The sequence below is a fragment of the Pseudomonas sp. MF08831 genome (assembly GCF_059862645.1).
The window spans coordinates 1-16,637 of sequence record NZ_JCBCUX010000001.1 but is presented as its reverse complement, the minus strand read 5'-3'; the positions used below and the strand labels follow the sequence as shown (position 1 = coordinate 16,637).

The window sequence follows — 16,637 nt, the reverse complement described above, 5'->3', positions numbered from 1 at the left end:
ATCAGCGCAGGTTGATGGTGGTGTTGACGCCATCATTGACCGTGTCGTCATCGAACCAGCGGCTCGTGACAGTTTTGGTCTGGGTGTAGAACTGCACCACTTGCTTGCCGTAGGGGCCGAGGTCGCCGAGCTTGGAACCGCGCGAACCGGTGAAGCTGAAGAACGGCACTGGCACCGGAATCGGAATGTTGATGCCGACCTGGCCTACATCGATTTCGCTCTGGAACTTACGCGCCGCCGCACCACTTTGGGTGAACAGGCCGGTGCCGTTGCCGAATGGGTTGGCGTTGACCAGCGCGATGGCTTCATCCAGCGTGGCAACTTCGAGCACCACCAGCACCGGGCCGAAAATTTCCTGGGTGTAGATTTGCATGTCCGTGGTCACGCCCGAGAACAGGGTCGGGCCGACGAAGTTGCCTTGCTCGAAGCCCGGCACCTTGATGTCGCGACCGTCCAGCTCCAGCTTGGCGCCTTCTTTCACGCCGCTTTCGATCAGCTCCAGGATGCGCGCCTTGGCGCGTTTGGAAATCACCGGGCCGACATCCGTACCGGCTTCGCTGCCGGCATTCACCTTGAGTTTTTGCGCCAACGCTTTCAGATCCGGCAGCCATTGCTTGGCCGCGCCCACCAGCACCACCACCGAGGTGGCCATGCAACGCTGGCCCGCCGCGCCGAAACCGGCACCGACCAAGGCATTCAGCGTGTGTTCGCGGTTGGCGTCCGGCAGCACCACGGCGTGGTTCTTGGCGCCCATCATCGACTGCACGCGCTTGCCGTGTTTACCGGCCAGGTCGTACACATGAGTGCCCACGGCGGTTGAGCCGACAAAGGACACAGCCTTGATGTCTTTGTGGGTGCACAGCGCATCTACCACATCCTTGCCGCCGTGCACCACGTTGAGCACGCCGGCCGGCACACCGGCTTCCAGCGCCAGCTCCACCAGCAACAGGGTGGACAGCGGGTCTTGCTCGGACGGCTTGAGTACGAAGGTGTTACCGCAGGCAATCGCCATCGGGAACATCCACAGCGGAATCATCGCCGGGAAATTGAACGGGGTAATACCGGCGCACACACCGATAGGTTGGCGCAGGGTGTAGGTGTCGACGCCACCGGCGACGTTTTCGGCGAATTCGCCCATCTGCAACGTGCCGATGGAGCACGCGTGTTCGACCACTTCCAGGCCACGGAAAATATCGCCTTCGGCATCGGCAATGGTCTTACCCTGCTCGGCACTGAGGACTACAGCGATGCGTTTGGAATGTTCACGGATCAAGGCTTGCAGCTTGAGCATGATGCGCATGCGCGCACCGATCGGCGTCAGCTTCCAGGTTTGGAAGGCTTGATGGGCAGCGTCGATGGCCGCGTTGACTTCATCGGCGGTGGCGAAAGGGACTTTGGCCAACACTTGCTGGGTGGCCGGGTTAATGATGTCTTGCCAATGGGTGGTCTTGGACTCGACCCATTCACCGTTGATCAGCAACTTGACCTGTTGCACGGAAATGTCGGCAGAAGCGTTCATGTGGTCTCCAATCTTGTAGTTATGCAGAGACAAGGCGCGTGAATCGCCTTGGGAATGAGGCGTTCGGACTGTTTTTGGAGTATAGATGTGCAAATCTCTAATAAGAACGCACATAAAAGCCGGTCCAATATGCAAAAAAACATCACGTCCTTGGGCTCCCTGAACTGGGATGACCTGAAGTTTTTCCTCGAAGTGGCCCGCACCCGCAAGGCCAGCGTCGCCGCCAAGCGTCTGGCGGTGGACTACACCACTGTGTCGCGGCGCATCAGCTCGTTGGAAGTGTCGCTAGGCACGCTGCTGTTCGAAAAATCCCGGACCAACGGCTTCGTGCTCACCGCTGAAGGCCAGCGTTTGCTGGGTTACGCGGAGTCCATCGAAAGCACGCTGCACATGGCGTGCGAGCAGGTGTCCGGCTCCGGCGTGGCGCTGTCCGGCCACGTGCGCATGGGCTGCACCGAAGGCTTCGGCAGTTTTTTTGTCACCCCGCAGCTCAGCCATTTTGTCGACACGTACCCGGCGATTTCGGTGGATATTCTGCCCCTGCCCCACTTCATCAGCCTGTCCAAGCGCGAAGCCGACATCGTCATCGCCCTGGAACGCCCGGAGCACGGGCCCTATGTATGCTGCAAGCTGTGCGACTACAAACTGCAGCTGTACGCGACCCAGGACTACCTCGACCAACACCCGCCCATCCAACGCCCGGCGGACTTGGCCGAGCATCCGTTTATCAGTTATGTGGATGACTTGGCGTTCAGCTCGGAGCTGTTGTACCTGGCGAATGTAGTGCCCGGCGCCAGCGCGAGTTTGCGCAGCACCAGCGTGATCGCGCAGTACGTGGCGGCGCAGCAGGGTCGGTCGATGGCGATATTGCCGTGCTTTTTGGCGGCGCAGGATCCGCGGTTGTTGCCGGTGTTGGGGGAGCAGATTTCGATCACGCGGCAGTTCTGGATGTATTGCCGGGAGGATTTGCGCAAGTTGAAGCGGATTACGTTGTTGTGGGATTACATCCGAGAGGTGACAGAGCAGAACACCGGGTTGTTGATGGGGGAAACGCGGGAGATAACGTTCGCGGATTAAAGGGCCATCAATGACGATTCGCTTTAATTTGCAGGACGTTTCCTAGAGACTCTCTACCCCATTGCGCCTTACCGTTTGGGTCACTAGCCTCCTGACTTCGCTGCTCATCAGCGATCGGGTTTAGCGACTCGGATTAGTTGGGGATGTGATGCCAAAGTATTGCCAGGCGTTTGACCTGTCTTTACCGTTTTATGGCGGCTGTACGCGGGAGACCTTCGGGTCTGCCGGGTTCCCAAATTTACCGGTTCGCTAACCCGTGTACAGCTGCCACCTCTTCATGTTTAGCGACATGCCGTGGTGACCCCTACTGCAAATTTGGGAAACATCATGTCAAAAATCGTCCCCGATCCACCGCTTTCCTCCATTACCACCCTCGGCGTCGTCACGTTCGGCGACTACGGCGAAAACCAACAACCCCTGTTCCGCGTCAACGCCGGCATGCCGATTGAGCAAGCCCTGGAACACGCCTCCACCCTGCTTTTTTACTCTAAGAAACTCGCGATGGAAGCCGCCATAGATGTGCGCGGCGAGCAATACGCCTGGGCCGCGCATTACCTGTGTGAGATGGGCAAAGCCGTGGTGGATGACCTGACGCAAGCGATGACGCCGGGCAGTTAAGCGAACACTGCGGCATAAAGGTGGAAGTGGGCTTGCTCGCGAATGCGCTGGATCAGCCAATACATCATTACCTGAACGACCGCCATCGCGGGCAAGCCCGCTCCCACAGTTGAACTGTGCCGGGCGGGAAATTTTGCGTCAGGCACAAATCAGTGTGGGAGCTGGCTTGCCTGCGATGGCGGTGGGTCAGCCAGATTATTTGCTGCTGATACACCGCATTCACGGGCAAGCCCGCTCCCACACTTTTTGAACTGTGGCGGGTGGAAATTTTGCGTCAGGCACAAATTAGTGTGGGAGCTGGCTTGCCTGCGATGGCGGTGGGTCAGCCAGCTTATTTGCTGCTGATACACCGCATTCGCGAGCAAGCCCGCTCCCACAGTTTTGGGCTTTGGCGGGTGGGAGTTTTGCGTCAGGCGCAAATGTAGGTGGGAGCTGGCTTGCCTGCGATGGCGGGTCAGCCAGATTATTTGCTGCTGATACACCGCATTCGCGAGCAAGCCCGCTCCCACATTTGGGACTGTGGCGGGTGGAAATTTTGCGTCAGGCACAAATCAGTGTGGGAGCTGGTTTGCCTGCGAAGGCGGTGGGTCAGCCAGATTATTTGCTGCTGATACACCGCATTCGCGGGCAAGCCCGCTCCCACATTTTTGAACTGTGGCGGGCGGGAAATTTTGCATCAGGCATAAATCAGTGTGGGAGCTGGCTTGCCTGCGATGGCGGTGGGTCAGTCAGCTCAATTGCTGCTGATACACCGCATTCGCGGGCAAGCCCGCTCCCACATTTTTGAACTGTGGCGGGCGGGAAATTTCGCGTCAGGCACAAATCAGTGTGGGAGCTGGCTTGCCTGCGATGGCGGTGGGTCAGTCAGATTATTTGCTGCTGATACACCGCATTCGCGAGCAAGCCCGCTCCCACATTTGGGGCTGTGCCGGATGGGAAATTTTGCGTCAGGCACAAATGTAGGTGGGAGCTGGTTTGCCTGCGAAGGCGGTGGGTCAGCCAGATTATTTGCTGCTGATACACCGCATTCGCGGGCAAGCCCGCTCCCACATTTTTGAACTGTGGCGGGCGGGAAATTTTGCGTCAGGCACAAATCAGTGTGGGAGGTGGCTTGCCTGCGATGGCGGTGGGTCAGTCAGATTATTTGCTGCTGATACACCGCTATCGCCGGCAAGCCCGCTCCCACAGTTTGATGGCATTTCAGATTGAGAGGGGTGAACCCGCTCAGTCCGCGATCACTACAATCGACACGCGCCGGTTTTCGGTGCGGCCCGCTACGGTGGTGTTCGGCGCCACCGGCTCGCTGCTGCCCAAACCGCGCAGCTGGATGTTTTCTTCCTTCATGCCCACACCGGTCAACACGTTGCTCACGCTTTTGGCGCGGCGCAGGGACAGTTGCTGGTTGTAGGTTTCTTTGCCCGAGGCGTCGGTGTGGCCGTCGACGCGCACGCGTTCGATCCCGGCGCCCAACAGGGCTTTGCCGATGCGTTCAACGATATCGGTGCTGGCTTTGTTGAGGCTTTCAACGTCGCTGCCAAACAACACTTTGCCCGACAGGCCAAACGCCCAACCTTCGTCAGTCAGTTCAAAACCCTGCTGTTTGAGGACTGCAATTTGCGCCGGTGTCAGGCCTTTGGGTGGGGCCGTCTGGCACCCACCGAGGGCAAGGAATGCCACCAGTAACGTGATAAACATGAAACGCGCGGTCGAGAACAAGGGATCAACTCCTGTGGATAACGTTTGCGGCGGTGGGCTCCGAATCCGCCGTTTGCTGGCCGCCCTGGGACAAGCGTTTGGCCTGGTACATCGCCGCATCGGCGGCATTGAGCAAGGTGCCGGGAGTGGCGCCATGATCGGGGTAGATGGCAATGCCGATACTGAGGGAGGTCAACACCTCGGTGTTGCCGGGCACCCGGATCGGCGTGTCCATGCTGGCAATGATCTTGTCGGCAATACGCTGGGCATCCTCCGCTTTATGCAATGGCGCCAGCAGCACCGCGAACTCATCACCGCCCAGGCGCGCCACCAGGTCATCTTCACGCAACTGCGCGCGCACCCGCTCGGCGACGGCCACCAGCACTGCATCGCCGGCGGCGTGGCCGAAGTTGTCATTGATGTCTTTGAAACGGTCGCTGTCGAGAAACAACACGGCGACCCGTTCATTGAACTTGGCGGCGCTGCGCAACGCGCGGATCAGCCGGCCTTCGAAATACGCGCGGTTGGGCAAGCCGGTCAGGCTGTCGTGGCTGGCCTGGTGAGCCAGGGTTTCGTTTTCACTTTGCAGGTGGCTCTGCCAGGCTTCCATCTCGCCGAGCAGGGCGTTGAAGTCGCTGCCCAGGCTGTCGAGCTCGGCGATCTGCGCCGGTGGCACGCGTCGGTCAAAGTCTCGCTCGCTACGGGCGGCGTGGGCCACCGCGGCCAGGCTTTGCAACGGTTTGGTGATGCCCTGCAGCAGGCGCCGCGCCAAGTACAACGCCACCCAGGCGCTGAGGGCGGTGCAAATCACGATGCCGGCCAGGCCGCTGAGCAGGAAGCGCAGCAGGCTACCGCCGTGGCCGACCACGTGAATGCTGCCCACGGTTTGCCCCTGGTGCAGGATCGGCTGGCTGATGGGCTGTTCGAGCAAGGCATGCGCCAGTGCCAGTTCGACTTGGGACAGCATGCCGGTTTCCGGCCGCACCCATTGCGCCAGCAGTTTGCCGCTGGCATCGAAGACTTCGGCCTGGGCCACTTCTTCGGTGGAGGCAATCAGGCTCAGTGCTTCAGTGGCGGCGGCGCTGTCGTTGAACACCACAGCCGCTTCCACGGTGTAATTGATCGACCGCGCGATCAGGTGCAGGTTGTGCTCGGCATACACGCGCAGCGCCAGCACGCCGAGCAGGGTTAAGGACACACTGGCCAGGGTCACGGCCACCAACGCCAGGATCAAATGCCCACGACCGATGACCGAGCGCAAGGTCGGCCGCGCTTTCGGGGTTCTCATGACGCAGGCGCTCGACGGCGGGACAACTGCAACACGCTGGGGTGAATGCGCACGCCGCTGCGGGCGACGGAGTCCAGGTTGACCTCAAATGACACCTGCTCATCACCCACGCGCAGGCAGAACAGGCTGCCCACGGTGCATTGGTCGCCGCCTTCGCTGATGCTCAGCACCGGGTGGCCGATCAGTGAGGTAAACAACCGCGAGCGTTCATCGGCGCTGAGTTTGCCGATGTACACGGCGTCGCAGGCACTGACGATATCAGGATGATCGGCGAGCAAACGCTGCACCACCACCGGACGACCGGTCGCCTGGGTAGTGCCTTTGACCAAGTCATCGGTGTATTGGGTGGGCCCGACGATGCACAAGCGCAGTTGCGCAGGCTCCACCGGCCAGCGTGCATAGCTGAGGATGCCGAGCACCACTTGCGTCACCGCCTGGGCGCGCTGATCTGCCGGGCCGGGGGCCTGGGCAAATGCTCGCGGGGCGAGCACGCACAGAAGTGCCACCAGTAACATGCGTCTCCAGCTCAAACTGCGCTCTGTGGGCGAGACAGCCACGTTCATGCAGCGATTCTCTTCAGGTTTTTCAGGGTGATGCCGCAACGATAGCACAGCGGCGGAAGGCCCCGCGAAGCCGGGCCTTCGCGGAGTCCGCTATTTTTCCAGAAAATTCAGACGACTGAATCAGAAATATTTCATGACCAATCAGTCAGTTTTTACAGCCGGTACGTCCAATTCCAGCATCAACCCACTCAAGCGCTTGACCTTACGCCGCACGGCTTCTTCAAACACGCCGCCACGCGGTTCGATCAGGCTGAACCAGCGCTTGGCGCGGGTGATGCCGGTGTAGATCAGTTCTTTGGTCAGCACCGGGTTCAGCGCATCCGGCAGGATCAGCGCGGTGTGGGTAAATTCCGAGCCCTGGGACTTGTGCACGGTCATGGCGTACACGGTTTCCACATCGTTCAGACGGCTGGGCAGTACAAAGCGCACGCCGCCCTGGCCATCGTTACGTGGGAAGGCCACGCGCAGCACGTGGGGGCCGCCGTCGCTTTCGGGAAGTTTGAGCGCGATGCCGATGTCGCCGTTCATCAAGCCCAGGCCGTAATCGTTGCGGGTCATCAGCACCGGGCGGCCTTCGTACCATTGCTCGTCCCCTTCGATCAGCCGCACTTTGCGCAAGGCCGCGGTGATGCGCAGGTTCAGCCCTTCTACGCCCCACGGGCCTTTGCGCACAGCGCAGAGCAACTGGAAGGCGTCGAAAGCTTGCAGCAGTTGCTGCGCCCAGTGCGTCCAGGCGAGGTCTTCGCGCGGGGTGTCGAGGGCCGGGCGTGCGCTTTGCAGCAAGTTAAGGTAATAACGATAGCCTTGGGCGTCGCCGCCCTGCCCGTCCAATATCAGCCGCTCAAGGGCGTGGTCATGCTCGCCCTTGAGGCTGAGGCAGAACAGGTCATCGTGGCTGCGCGCAGCGAGCAGTTGGCGCGCCTCTTCGGCGTTTTGCTGGTTGACCCAACGTGCCAATTGGCCGATGCCGCTGCCTTCACCAAAACGTCGCGAATAGCGCAGCATCACCACTTGCTGGGCCAGCGGATGGCTGGCGTCGAGGTCTTCGTGAAGGCCACTGGCGCTGAGGTCTTCGCCACTGACCGCTTGCAGCCATTGGCGCGTGTCGGGGCTGTACCAGCCGGCTTCGGCGTCGCGGCATAAATCGCCCAGTACGGCGCCGGCCTCGACCGAGGCAAGCTGGTCCTTGTCGCCCAGCAATACCAAGCGTGCGTGGGGCGGCAAGGCGTCCAGCAAGTTGGCCATCATTTCCAGGTCGATCATCGAGGCTTCGTCCACCACCAGCACGTCCAGCGGCAACGGGTTGCCCAGGTGATGGCGGAAGTGCCGCGTGCCCGGGCGACTGCCCAACAAACGGTGAACAGTGGTGACCTCTGTCGGGATTTTTTCCCGCACGCTGTCGGGCACGGTCAACGACTGCACTTGCTGGCTGATGGATTCGGTAAGGCGTGCGGCAGCTTTGCCGGTGGGCGCAGCCAGGCGGATGCGCAACGGGCTGCCGGCTTCCACGGCCGGCGCCTGCAACAGCGCGAGCAGGCGCACCACGGTGGTGGTCTTGCCGGTGCCGGGGCCGCCGGTGACGATGCTGAAAGCACCGCGCGTGGCCAAGGCGCAGGCAAGCTTTTGCCAGTCGATCACGCCGTCGGGCGGCGGTTGGTTGAAGAGGCTGTCGAGGCGTTGCGGCAAATCGGCGGCGATGTCTTCCTGGGTGGCCAGGCGCAGGCGCAAGGCTGTGTCGATGCGCCGTTCGTACGTCCAGTAGCGGCGCAGGTAAAGGCGTTTGCCGGACAAGACCAACGGGCGGCTCTGCGCGGCTTCGCTGCCATCAAGCGCCAGGGCGACCAATTGGCTGGCAGCCAGCGCGTGGCACCAGTGGGCGCCGTCGAGGCCGTCGAGCAGCTGCGACGGCAGCAGCATCGCGCCGGTTTGCAGGTCGCCTTCGGGCGGCAGCGACAGGGCGAAATCCGGCGCTTTGAGGGTTTCGAACAGGTCGAGGCACACATGGCCATGGCCCAATTGGTGGCTGGTTAAGGCCGCGGCCAGCAACACCAGAGGGTCGGCCTGCGGATCGAGCTCGTGCAGGAAGCCGACAAAAGCCTTGTCCAACGCGCGCAGCCAGCCCCGGTCAACCCAGCGTTCGAGCAGTTGCAGCAGGTCGGCGGCGCGGTTGAGCGGCATCAGCGCTTCAAGCGGTAACGGCGACAGGCTCATAGCAGCACTCCTTGTTCCCAGGCGGGCTCAACCTTGGGCGGTATGGGTTTGCCCTGGAACAACGCGTCCAAGCCTTCGATCAGTTCACGTGGCGGCCGGGTGAAATACGCGCCTTTGCTCACCGACTCCGTGCCGCGCAGGAACACGTAAAGCGCACCGCCGACGTGGCGGTCGTAGTCATAATCCGGCAGGCGCGCCTTCAGCTGGCGGTGCAGGGCCAGCAGGTAAAGCACGTATTGCAGGTCGTACCGATGCTCGAGGATCGAGTGTTCCATGGCCTCTAAGGTGTAGGCCGAATCGTCAGGGCCGAGCCAATTGGATTTGTAGTCAGCCACGTAGTAGCGGCCGTCGTGTTCGAAGGTCAGGTCGATAAAGCCTTTGAACATGCCGTTGAGCAGCACCGGTTCGGCGGCGACGCGGGACACGCCGTTGTGGGTGTACTGGCACACCAGTTTATCGAGGGCCAGCACGTCGACTTTGTGGCTGGCGAACCAGAACTCCATCTCGATCTGATACTGCTGCAGGCTGCTCAGGGTGAGCTGATCGTTATCCACCGGCAGCGGCGTTTGCAGCAGGTGGCCGAGCCAAGCGCTGAGGGTGACGATCCAGCCTTCCCAATTGCGCCGGTTACAGCGCGCGCCTACGGCTTTTTCGATGGCTTCGGGGGTGACGTTGAAACCCTCTTCGCCCGCCCATTCCAACAAGCCATGAAGGAAGGTGCCGGGGTTTGGTCCGCGTGGGAAACGGTGTATGTCGCCACCAGACGCCGCCACTTCACGCGGTGCGTCGGGGTCGAGACGCTCGTCGTCAAACAGCTTCTGGGCTTGTGGGCTCTCCGGTGCTTCGAGGGGCGCGGCGCTCATGCTGTCGCCGATGCGCAATGCGCTGTAAGAGGCGATCCACCAGTTTTCGGCGGCCTTGCGCTTGGGCAGCAACGGCGCGAGCAACGTGGCTGCGTTGCGCGGCGGGTGAAACAGCGTGTCTTGCGCGTCCGGGACATGGCCGTAGTGGATCGCGGCGCAGCCTTGCTGCAAATCCAGCAGCCAGCGCGCCAGGCCGGCAGACTCGCCCAGCGACGCACCGGCGCCGAGCAAATAGCCGAGCGCGGACAGGTGCAGGACCGAGCTGCTGTTATTGCCACGCTTGAGATCGGCAATGCCCAGCCAGCACGCATGTTTGGCCCGTGTGAGCGCCACGTAGAACAAACGCAGGTCTTCGGCGAGGCGCTCATCATCGGCCTGGGCAATCAATTCGGCGGTGGGCCGCAGGCTGACTTGCGATTTGCCCTGTTCGTCGTGGTAATGCAGCGGCAGGCGACTGCCATCCACGGGCTTGGCCGAACAGATGAACGGCAGGAAGACCAGGTCGTACTCCAGGCCTTTGGATTTATGGATGGTCACTACCTTGACCAATTGCTCATCGCTTTCCAGGCGCAGAATCTGCTCCTCACCGGCCTGACCAGAGAGGGCCAAGTGTTCGGCCAGATGACGGATCAGCGCTTGCTCGCCGTCCAGCTCTGACGCGGCCTGCTGCAGCAACTCGCTGAGGTGCAACAGGTTGGTCAGCACGCGTTCGCCATCGCTGCGGGCGATCAGGGTTTGCGGCAGTTTGAAATCATGCAGCAGGCGCCGCAGCATCGGCAGCACGCCTTGGGTGCGCCAGATCGCGCGGTAGCCACGGAACTGCATCACGCGGGTTTCCCACGCCAGTTCGTCCTGATTCAGACGCTCCAGTTCCGGCAGTGACAGGTTCAAGGTCACGCAGGCCAGCGCGGCACGCAGCGGGCGCTCGACGTCGGGCTCTGCGCAGGCCTTGAGCCAGGCGAGCAGGTCGTGGGCTTCCTGGGCGGCGAAGACCGAGTCTTTGTCAGACAGGTACACGCTGCGCACGCCCCGAGCGGCCAACTCGGCGCGCACGGCTTGGGCTTCTTTGCCGTCACGTACCAGGATGGCGATGTCTGACGGAAGGACGCCGTTGAAGCTGGCGTCCGCGTGTAGGAAACCGGCGGTACCTTGCTGCCCGCCATTGAGCAACGCGACGATTTGGGTGGCGCAGGCAGCCGCCAGTTGCTGGCGATACACCGCGTTGGAAATCGGCTGATCGGTGGGCAGGTGCCAGAGGTTCATTGCCGGCAACGTGTGGCCATCCACTTGCAGTTGCTCCCTGCGGCCCTGGGACAGCACCGAGTGGAACGGCACCGGGTTGTCGCCATTCGGCTCGCGGAACAGGAAAGCCCCCCGGCCGCTTTCGGCGCGCTGGAACACGTGGTTCACCGCCTCGACCATTGCGTGGCTGGAGCGGAAGTTGGTGCCCAGTGTGTGGTGACGGCCAGTGGTGGACTGACGGGCGCGCAGGTAGGTGTAGATGTCGGCGCCGCGGAAGGCATAGATCGCCTGCTTGGGGTCGCCGATCAGGAACAGGCCGCTGTCGAGGTGGTTTTCTTCGATGCGGTAGATGCTGTCGAAGATGCTGTATTGCACCGGGTCGGTGTCCTGGAATTCGTCGATCAAGGCGACCGGGAATTGCTCGCGGATCACACTGGCAAGACGTTCGCCACCGTCGGCCTGCAGGGCGGCGTTGAGGCGGATCAGCATGTCGTCGAAACCCATTTCGGCGCGGCGGCGTTTTTCTTCTTCGAAGCGTTTACCCACCCAGCCGGCGGCGTGTTGCAGCACCGCGGCGTCGGGTGTTGGCAAGGCATCGAGGCTGGCTTTGAGAGTGGCCATGGCGTCGATGCCGGGGTGATTGGGCGGCTCGCCCTTCCAGGCTTCGGCCATGCCGTCGGGCGTCAGGCGCGTGAAGCCGGTGCCGATGTCCAGTTGTTCGAGGGTTTCGTCAGCCGCCCAGGCACTGATTTTTTCAAACCAGGGCTCGAAGTAACGCGCCTGCATCTTGCGGCCGTCGACGGCTTTCGCGGCCACGGCTTGCAGGCAGATATCACGCAGTTCGGCGGCCCATTGTTGCCACGGCGCCTTGAGACTTACCAAGGCTTCGCGGCGCTCTTGCAGGCAAGCGTTGATCAGCTCGGCGGGCTCACGGCTTTCACCAGTGGGCCGTTCGCTGCCGAACAGCGCACGTACGCGGGGCATCAGGGCGGCGGGGCCGCTCCAGTTTTTGCGCACCCAGTTGAGTGCGTCGTCGTGCATCGGGTAGCAAAACAGCCGCCAGTAGTCACGCAGCACTTCGCCGAGCAGGTCGCTGTGGTCGGTTTCCAGAGTTTGGGTGAACAGGCTGCCACTGTCGAACGCGTGCTCGCGCAGCATGCGCTGGCACCAACTGTGGATGGTAGAGACGGCGGCCTCGTCCATCCATTGCGCGGCGATGTCCAGGCGATTGGCGCAGGCGGGCCATTGCTCGGGGAGGTATTGGTCGCGCAGGTCGGCGATCAATGCGTCCGGTTGCTCGATTTCGTCGCGGAAGAAACGTGCGGCTTCCGCCAGCCGAACGCGGATGCGTTCGCGCAGCTCTTTGGTGGCGGCATCGGTGAAGGTCACCACCAGAATTTGAGGCGGCAGTAACTCGCGGCCGAAGCCGGCTTCGTCGCCGCCATGGCCAAGCACCAGGCGCAGGTACAGCGCGGAAATAGTGAAGGTCTTGCCGGTGCCGGCGCTGGCTTCGATCAGTTGGCTGCCTTTTAGCGGGAAGGCCAGGGCTAAAGGTTTACCCATCATGCGCTGGCCTCCTCACTGTTGAGCGATCGCCAGGGTGCATTGAGCAATGGGCGATACAGGGTTTCGGCCCAGCCTTCGAATTCTTCGCTGGCGATGAGCGTGGCGAAGTCGGGGAATTGGCGGGTGAGTGCAGGGGTTTCGCGGCGCTCACCGTCGGTGGTCAGGCCGTCGCCTTCATAGGCTTTGCTTGCGGCGGCCAGGGCTTTGGCGGGATCGGTTTGGCCGAGCCAGGCGAAGGCGGTTTTAACGGCTACCGGGAGCGGCTTACGCATGCCGGTATGCCAGGCCAGCAGCACGTTGCCAAGGATTTCCCGAGCATTGGATTGATCCAGCGGGGCGAGTAACAAGGTGTCGTCACTCGCCACCAAACCGGTGCTGAGTGGCAGGCCGCAGGCGCACGCCACCACATGATTGACCCAGGGGCGAATCAGACGGTGCCACTTACGCGTCTTGATCGAACCGATGCTGTTGGGGATGGTGGTCACGCTGAGCAAGCCGCCATCACTGCGTCGGTGCAGGCCGCTGATCCAGCCTTCCAACTGGATGCCTTGATGCTCAAAACTGATCGGCTCGGCGGTGGTTTGTGGTGTGGGCCAAAGTGCCAATAAGTGGCGGTAGCGTTGCAGCAAATCGGGCAGCGGCTCGATCAGTTCGTTACGCAGGCACTCGCCGAAACCCACCATGGGCAGCAGGCCGCTGCCTTGCAGGCGCAGGGCCTGGGCGTTGAGTGCTTGATCCACATGATCGGGCTGGGTCAGTGCAGCGTTCAGCAGGCTGTCGCTGAGGCTGTAGCGTTGCAGCGCGTCGAGCACGAAGGGCTCTTCATCGGCGAGCGGTACTTCGGCGGCTTCGAAGAACACTTTCAGACGTTGACTGAAGAAATGTTTGACCGGGTTGCGCAGGAAATCCTGCAACTGGCCGAGGCTCAGAGGTTCTTCCTGTTGGTGCTCTGCCAGTTCGTGTTCTTTAACTGGAACCTCGGGTGCCTCGTGGAGCAACTGCCACTCGCGGGCGTAACTGAAGAGCGCATCGCCTTCATGGAAATAACGCGCACTGAAGGGTTGGAGCGGGTGTTCCTGGGTCATTGCTTCGAGCAATTCTTGCTGGTGTGCGTTGTGCCAGCCGCTGGCGATATGGTCTCGCAGTTGGCCGATCAGTACCGAGGCCGGCCGGTCGCTGTTGTCGCGGATGCTGCGGCCGACCCAACTGATGTAGAGCTGGTCGCGGGCGGACAGCAGGGCTTCGAGCAGCAGGTAGCGATCGTCCTCGCGGCGTGAACGGTCGCCGGGGCGGTAGTCGCTGCCCATCAGGTCGAAGTCCAACGGCGGTTGCGCGCGCGGGTAGTCCCCGTCGTTCATGCCGAGCAGGCATACGAGTTTGAACGGGATGGCGCGCATGGGCATCAGGGTACAAAAATTGACAGCTCCGGCGAGGAAGCGCTGGGACAGACGGCCCTGGTCCAGGCCGGCCAACCAGGCCTCGCGGACTACAGTGAGGGGTAACTCGTCCTGCAGGCCGACGGACTCGCAGGTTTCCAGCCAGTCCTCTCTCAGTTGTTCGAGTTGGCCTAAGAGGTAGTCGTCGTGTTCGCTGCTGGGCAGGAAGAAGAGTTGCATAAGGCGTTGCAGGCGTTCACCCCACTCATGGGGCGCTGCCGGTTGAGACAAGGCCTGATGGGCGTCGTTTAGCGCATCGAGCAAGGAGACCAACGGGCCGATCAGGGCCGCGTCGAGGCCGCCGATTTCATCGTAGGGTTCGATGCCGTCGCAGGCGACGCCGGTGCCGACGGCGTAACCCAGCAGCATGCGGCGCAGGCCAAATCGCCAGCTGTTTTGTTCCAGCTCATGCGGCAAGCCGAGGCCGGCGCGTTGCTCGGCGTTGAGGCCCCAACGGATGCCCGCCCCTTCGATCCAGCGGTGCAACGTAGGCAGGTCGCGCTCCTTGATGGCAAAACGTTCGCGCAAGGCGGGGACGTCGAGCAGGTCGAGGATTTCGCTGACCGGGAAGCGGCTGTCCGGGAGTTTGAGCAGGTGTTCGACGGCGATCAGCAGAGGGTCACGGCCGCGCTGGCCTTGATCGGTAAGGGTGAAGGGAATGAAGCGTGGGTCGCTTCGCTCAAGTTGGCCAAACACGGCGCGAATGTGCGGCGCGTAGCTGTCAACGTCAGGGACCATGACGATGATGTCGCGCGGGCGCAGCGTCGGGTCGGCACTGAAACGTTGGAGCAATTGGTCGTGGAGAATTTCCACTTCGCGTTGGGCGCTGTGGGCGATGTGGAAGCGGATGGAGCTGTCGTTATTTAGATCGACGGCCGGCCATAGCTCGCGCGTTTCGTTGAGTGGGCGCAGTTCGAGGATGTCATCCTGCAACTGGTTGAGCAGCGTGGTGGGCTCGCTGTCACTGAACAGGTCGATGCGGCCATCACGGAAGGCGGCGCGGTAGCTGTTGGGGTCGTCGTAACTGTCCAGCAGGCTGATGTAGTCACGGCCCTGTTTGCCCCAAGCGGCCAGCAGCGGGTGGGCGTGCTGGTGCAGGGTTTGCGGATCGATGGTGACCGGCATGCCGGCTTTGCGCGCTTGGCGTTTGTATTCATTACGCAGCAGGTCCTTGTCGGCAACGATGTCGGACCAGTGATGACGGCAAGGGTTGTGCACGCAGAGCAAGACTTGGCTGAACCTCGCTAAGCCGGCGAGCGCCTCAAGGGCTTGCGCAGGCAATGAGGAAATGCCGAAAACAATCACTCGGGATGGTAAGCCTGCGGGCGCCTGTTCAAGGGTATTGATGCGTTCAATAAAGCGCTGGTGCACACCGGCGCGGCTTTCGGCCATCCCCTCCTCACCGACGTCGATCAGCAATGCACGCCACAATTCGGCCTGCCAGCAGTTTGCGGGATTAAGGGGCTTGGATTCGCCTCGCCCGTTACGCAATTGGTGGCGGCCAGCAGCCCAGTCTTCCAGCCAGTCGGCACGGTACACCTGGTATTGGTCGAACAGGTCGGCCAGGCGTTCAGCCAGTTGATAGCGTTTGCGCAGGTCAGTGTCGTGAGTAAGGAAGCGCTGCAACGGCTCGAAGTGCGGTTGATCGATGAGTTCAGGGAGCAGGCGCATCAGGCGCCACGTCAGAGGCGCTTTATCGAGCAGGGACTTGGGCGGGATTTCGTCACGGCCCAGGACCATGCGATAGAGCTGCCACATGAAGCTGCCGGGCAGTTGCACGTCGATTGCCGCAGCGATGCCGCAGCCCCCCATGTCGTCGTCTTCTGGGTCTTCAGCCAGGGCTAACTTGAGCCATTGAGCGATGCCGTTGCTTTGTACCAGAGCGATTTCGTTTTCCAAGGGCGCGAGCGGATAGCGGCGCATCCAGCTGACCACCAAGCTGCGCAGCTCGTCCAGGCGGTTGCCGTGAACCACCATGAATCCAGCGCTGAGGGACGTCGCATCCGGCATAACGGCTTCCTTGGGAAAAGCAAAATCGAGGCAGCGACTTTAGCATTGAAGGCGGCCGCAGGCTGCAAGTGAGGCAAGCCGACTGAAACGGTGATGACCGGAATGTTTTCGACCGCCCAAAACAAAGCCCCTGTTTGCGTTAGCAAACAGGGGCTTTGGAATTTAATCTTGACGATGACCTACTCTCACATGGGGAAACCCCACACTACCATCGGCGATGCATCGTTTCACTGCTGAGTTCGGGATGGGATCAGGTGGTTCCAATGCTCTATGGTCGTCAAGAAATTCGGGTACTGAGTCGTGACCAGATGGCCTCGCGTCAGCAAATTGGGTATGTGATAGCTTTCGGTGTTTTGTGAGATTCGAACTTTCGGTTCATTTCGTCTTCACACACCGCAATCTGGTCTCTTTGCTTTTCAGCACAGAGCATGCAAATTGCTTGGGTGTTATATGGTCAAGCCTCACGGGCAATTAGTATTGGTTAGCTCAACGCCTCACAGCGCTTACACACCCAACCTATCAACGTCGTAGTCTTCGACGGCCCTTCAG

Annotated in this window: 9 protein-coding genes and 2 rRNA genes; 2 read left to right on the top strand and 9 right to left on the bottom strand. The window is 61.5% G+C overall.

Going from position 1 to position 16,637, the window contains the following annotated elements:
• Nucleotide 1: 1 nt before the first annotated feature.
• Complete coding sequence (locus tag AC19YS_RS00055; protein ID WP_500600568.1) at nt 2-1,519, bottom strand: CoA-acylating methylmalonate-semialdehyde dehydrogenase; 1,518 nt, start codon at nt 1,517-1,519, stop codon at nt 2-4.
• Nucleotides 1,520-1,648: 129 nt separating this feature from the next.
• Between AC19YS_RS00055 and AC19YS_RS00050 the strand changes: the two genes are divergently transcribed.
• Both AC19YS_RS00050 and AC19YS_RS00045 read left to right on the top strand, forming a co-directional pair.
• On the top strand, nt 1,649-2,596 hold the full coding sequence (locus tag AC19YS_RS00050; protein WP_500600566.1) for a LysR family transcriptional regulator: 948 nt from the start codon (nt 1,649-1,651) through the stop codon (nt 2,594-2,596).
• 327 nt (nt 2,597-2,923) lie between these two features.
• On the top strand, nt 2,924-3,214 hold the full coding sequence (locus tag AC19YS_RS00045; RefSeq protein ID WP_500600565.1) for a DUF3077 domain-containing protein: 291 nt from the start codon (nt 2,924-2,926) through the stop codon (nt 3,212-3,214).
• Nucleotides 3,215-4,438: 1,224 nt separating this feature from the next.
• Here AC19YS_RS00045 and yfiB read toward each other — a convergent pair.
• From yfiB to AC19YS_RS00005, 8 genes are all read right to left on the bottom strand, one after another.
• Nucleotides 4,439-4,930: an outer membrane lipoprotein YfiB gene (yfiB, locus tag AC19YS_RS00040; protein ID WP_200623774.1), complete on the bottom strand. Its 492-nt coding sequence runs from the start codon at nt 4,928-4,930 to the stop codon at nt 4,439-4,441.
• A gap of 4 nt (nt 4,931-4,934) precedes the next feature.
• Nucleotides 4,935-6,197: a diguanylate cyclase DgcN/YfiN gene (gene dgcN, locus AC19YS_RS00035; protein WP_500600564.1), complete on the bottom strand. Its 1,263-nt coding sequence runs from the start codon at nt 6,195-6,197 to the stop codon at nt 4,935-4,937.
• Nucleotides 6,194-6,760 carry a regulatory sequestration protein YfiR gene (gene yfiR / locus AC19YS_RS00030; RefSeq protein ID WP_106578168.1) on the bottom strand — a complete coding sequence of 189 codons (567 nt, stop codon included), beginning with the start codon at nt 6,758-6,760 and terminating at the stop codon, nt 6,194-6,196. The genes dgcN and yfiR overlap by 4 nt, the downstream gene beginning before the upstream one ends.
• Before the next feature lie 141 nt (nt 6,761-6,901).
• Nucleotides 6,902-8,971: an exodeoxyribonuclease V subunit alpha gene (recD, locus tag AC19YS_RS00025; protein WP_500600563.1), complete on the bottom strand. Its 2,070-nt coding sequence runs from the start codon at nt 8,969-8,971 to the stop codon at nt 6,902-6,904.
• Nucleotides 8,968-12,642 (bottom strand): exodeoxyribonuclease V subunit beta, encoded by a 3,675-nt coding sequence (recB, locus tag AC19YS_RS00020; RefSeq protein WP_200623772.1) that lies wholly within the window; start codon nt 12,640-12,642, stop codon nt 8,968-8,970. Before recB ends, recD begins: the two co-directional genes overlap by 4 nt.
• Nucleotides 12,639-16,088, bottom strand: coding sequence for an exodeoxyribonuclease V subunit gamma (gene recC / locus AC19YS_RS00015; protein WP_500600562.1), 3,450 nt, complete (start codon nt 16,086-16,088; stop codon nt 12,639-12,641). Before recC ends, recB begins: the two co-directional genes overlap by 4 nt.
• A 166-nt stretch (nt 16,089-16,254) precedes the next feature.
• Nucleotides 16,255-16,370 (bottom strand): 5S ribosomal RNA (rrf, locus tag AC19YS_RS00010).
• Nucleotides 16,371-16,538: 168 nt separating this feature from the next.
• Nucleotides 16,539-16,637, bottom strand: a 23S ribosomal RNA gene (locus AC19YS_RS00005); the annotation flags it as partial.

Excerpts from the sequence above, each read along its gene's own strand:
- AC19YS_RS00050 (WP_500600566.1), top strand. The coding sequence starts at position 1,649 with ATGCAAAAAAACATCACGTCCTTGGGCTCCCTGAACTGGGATGACCTG.
- recD (WP_500600563.1), bottom strand. The coding sequence starts at position 8,971 with ATGAGCCTGTCGCCGTTACCGCTTGAAGCGCTGATGCCGCTCAACCGC.
- recB (WP_200623772.1), bottom strand. The coding sequence starts at position 12,642 with ATGATGGGTAAACCTTTAGCCCTGGCCTTCCCGCTAAAAGGCAGCCAA.
- dgcN (WP_500600564.1), bottom strand. The coding sequence starts at position 6,197 with ATGAGAACCCCGAAAGCGCGGCCGACCTTGCGCTCGGTCATCGGTCGT.
- AC19YS_RS00055 (WP_500600568.1), bottom strand. The coding sequence starts at position 1,519 with ATGAACGCTTCTGCCGACATTTCCGTGCAACAGGTCAAGTTGCTGATC.
- yfiR (WP_106578168.1), bottom strand. The coding sequence starts at position 6,760 with ATGAACGTGGCTGTCTCGCCCACAGAGCGCAGTTTGAGCTGGAGACGC.
- AC19YS_RS00045 (WP_500600565.1), top strand. The coding sequence starts at position 2,924 with ATGTCAAAAATCGTCCCCGATCCACCGCTTTCCTCCATTACCACCCTC.
- recC (WP_500600562.1), bottom strand. The coding sequence starts at position 16,088 with ATGCCGGATGCGACGTCCCTCAGCGCTGGATTCATGGTGGTTCACGGC.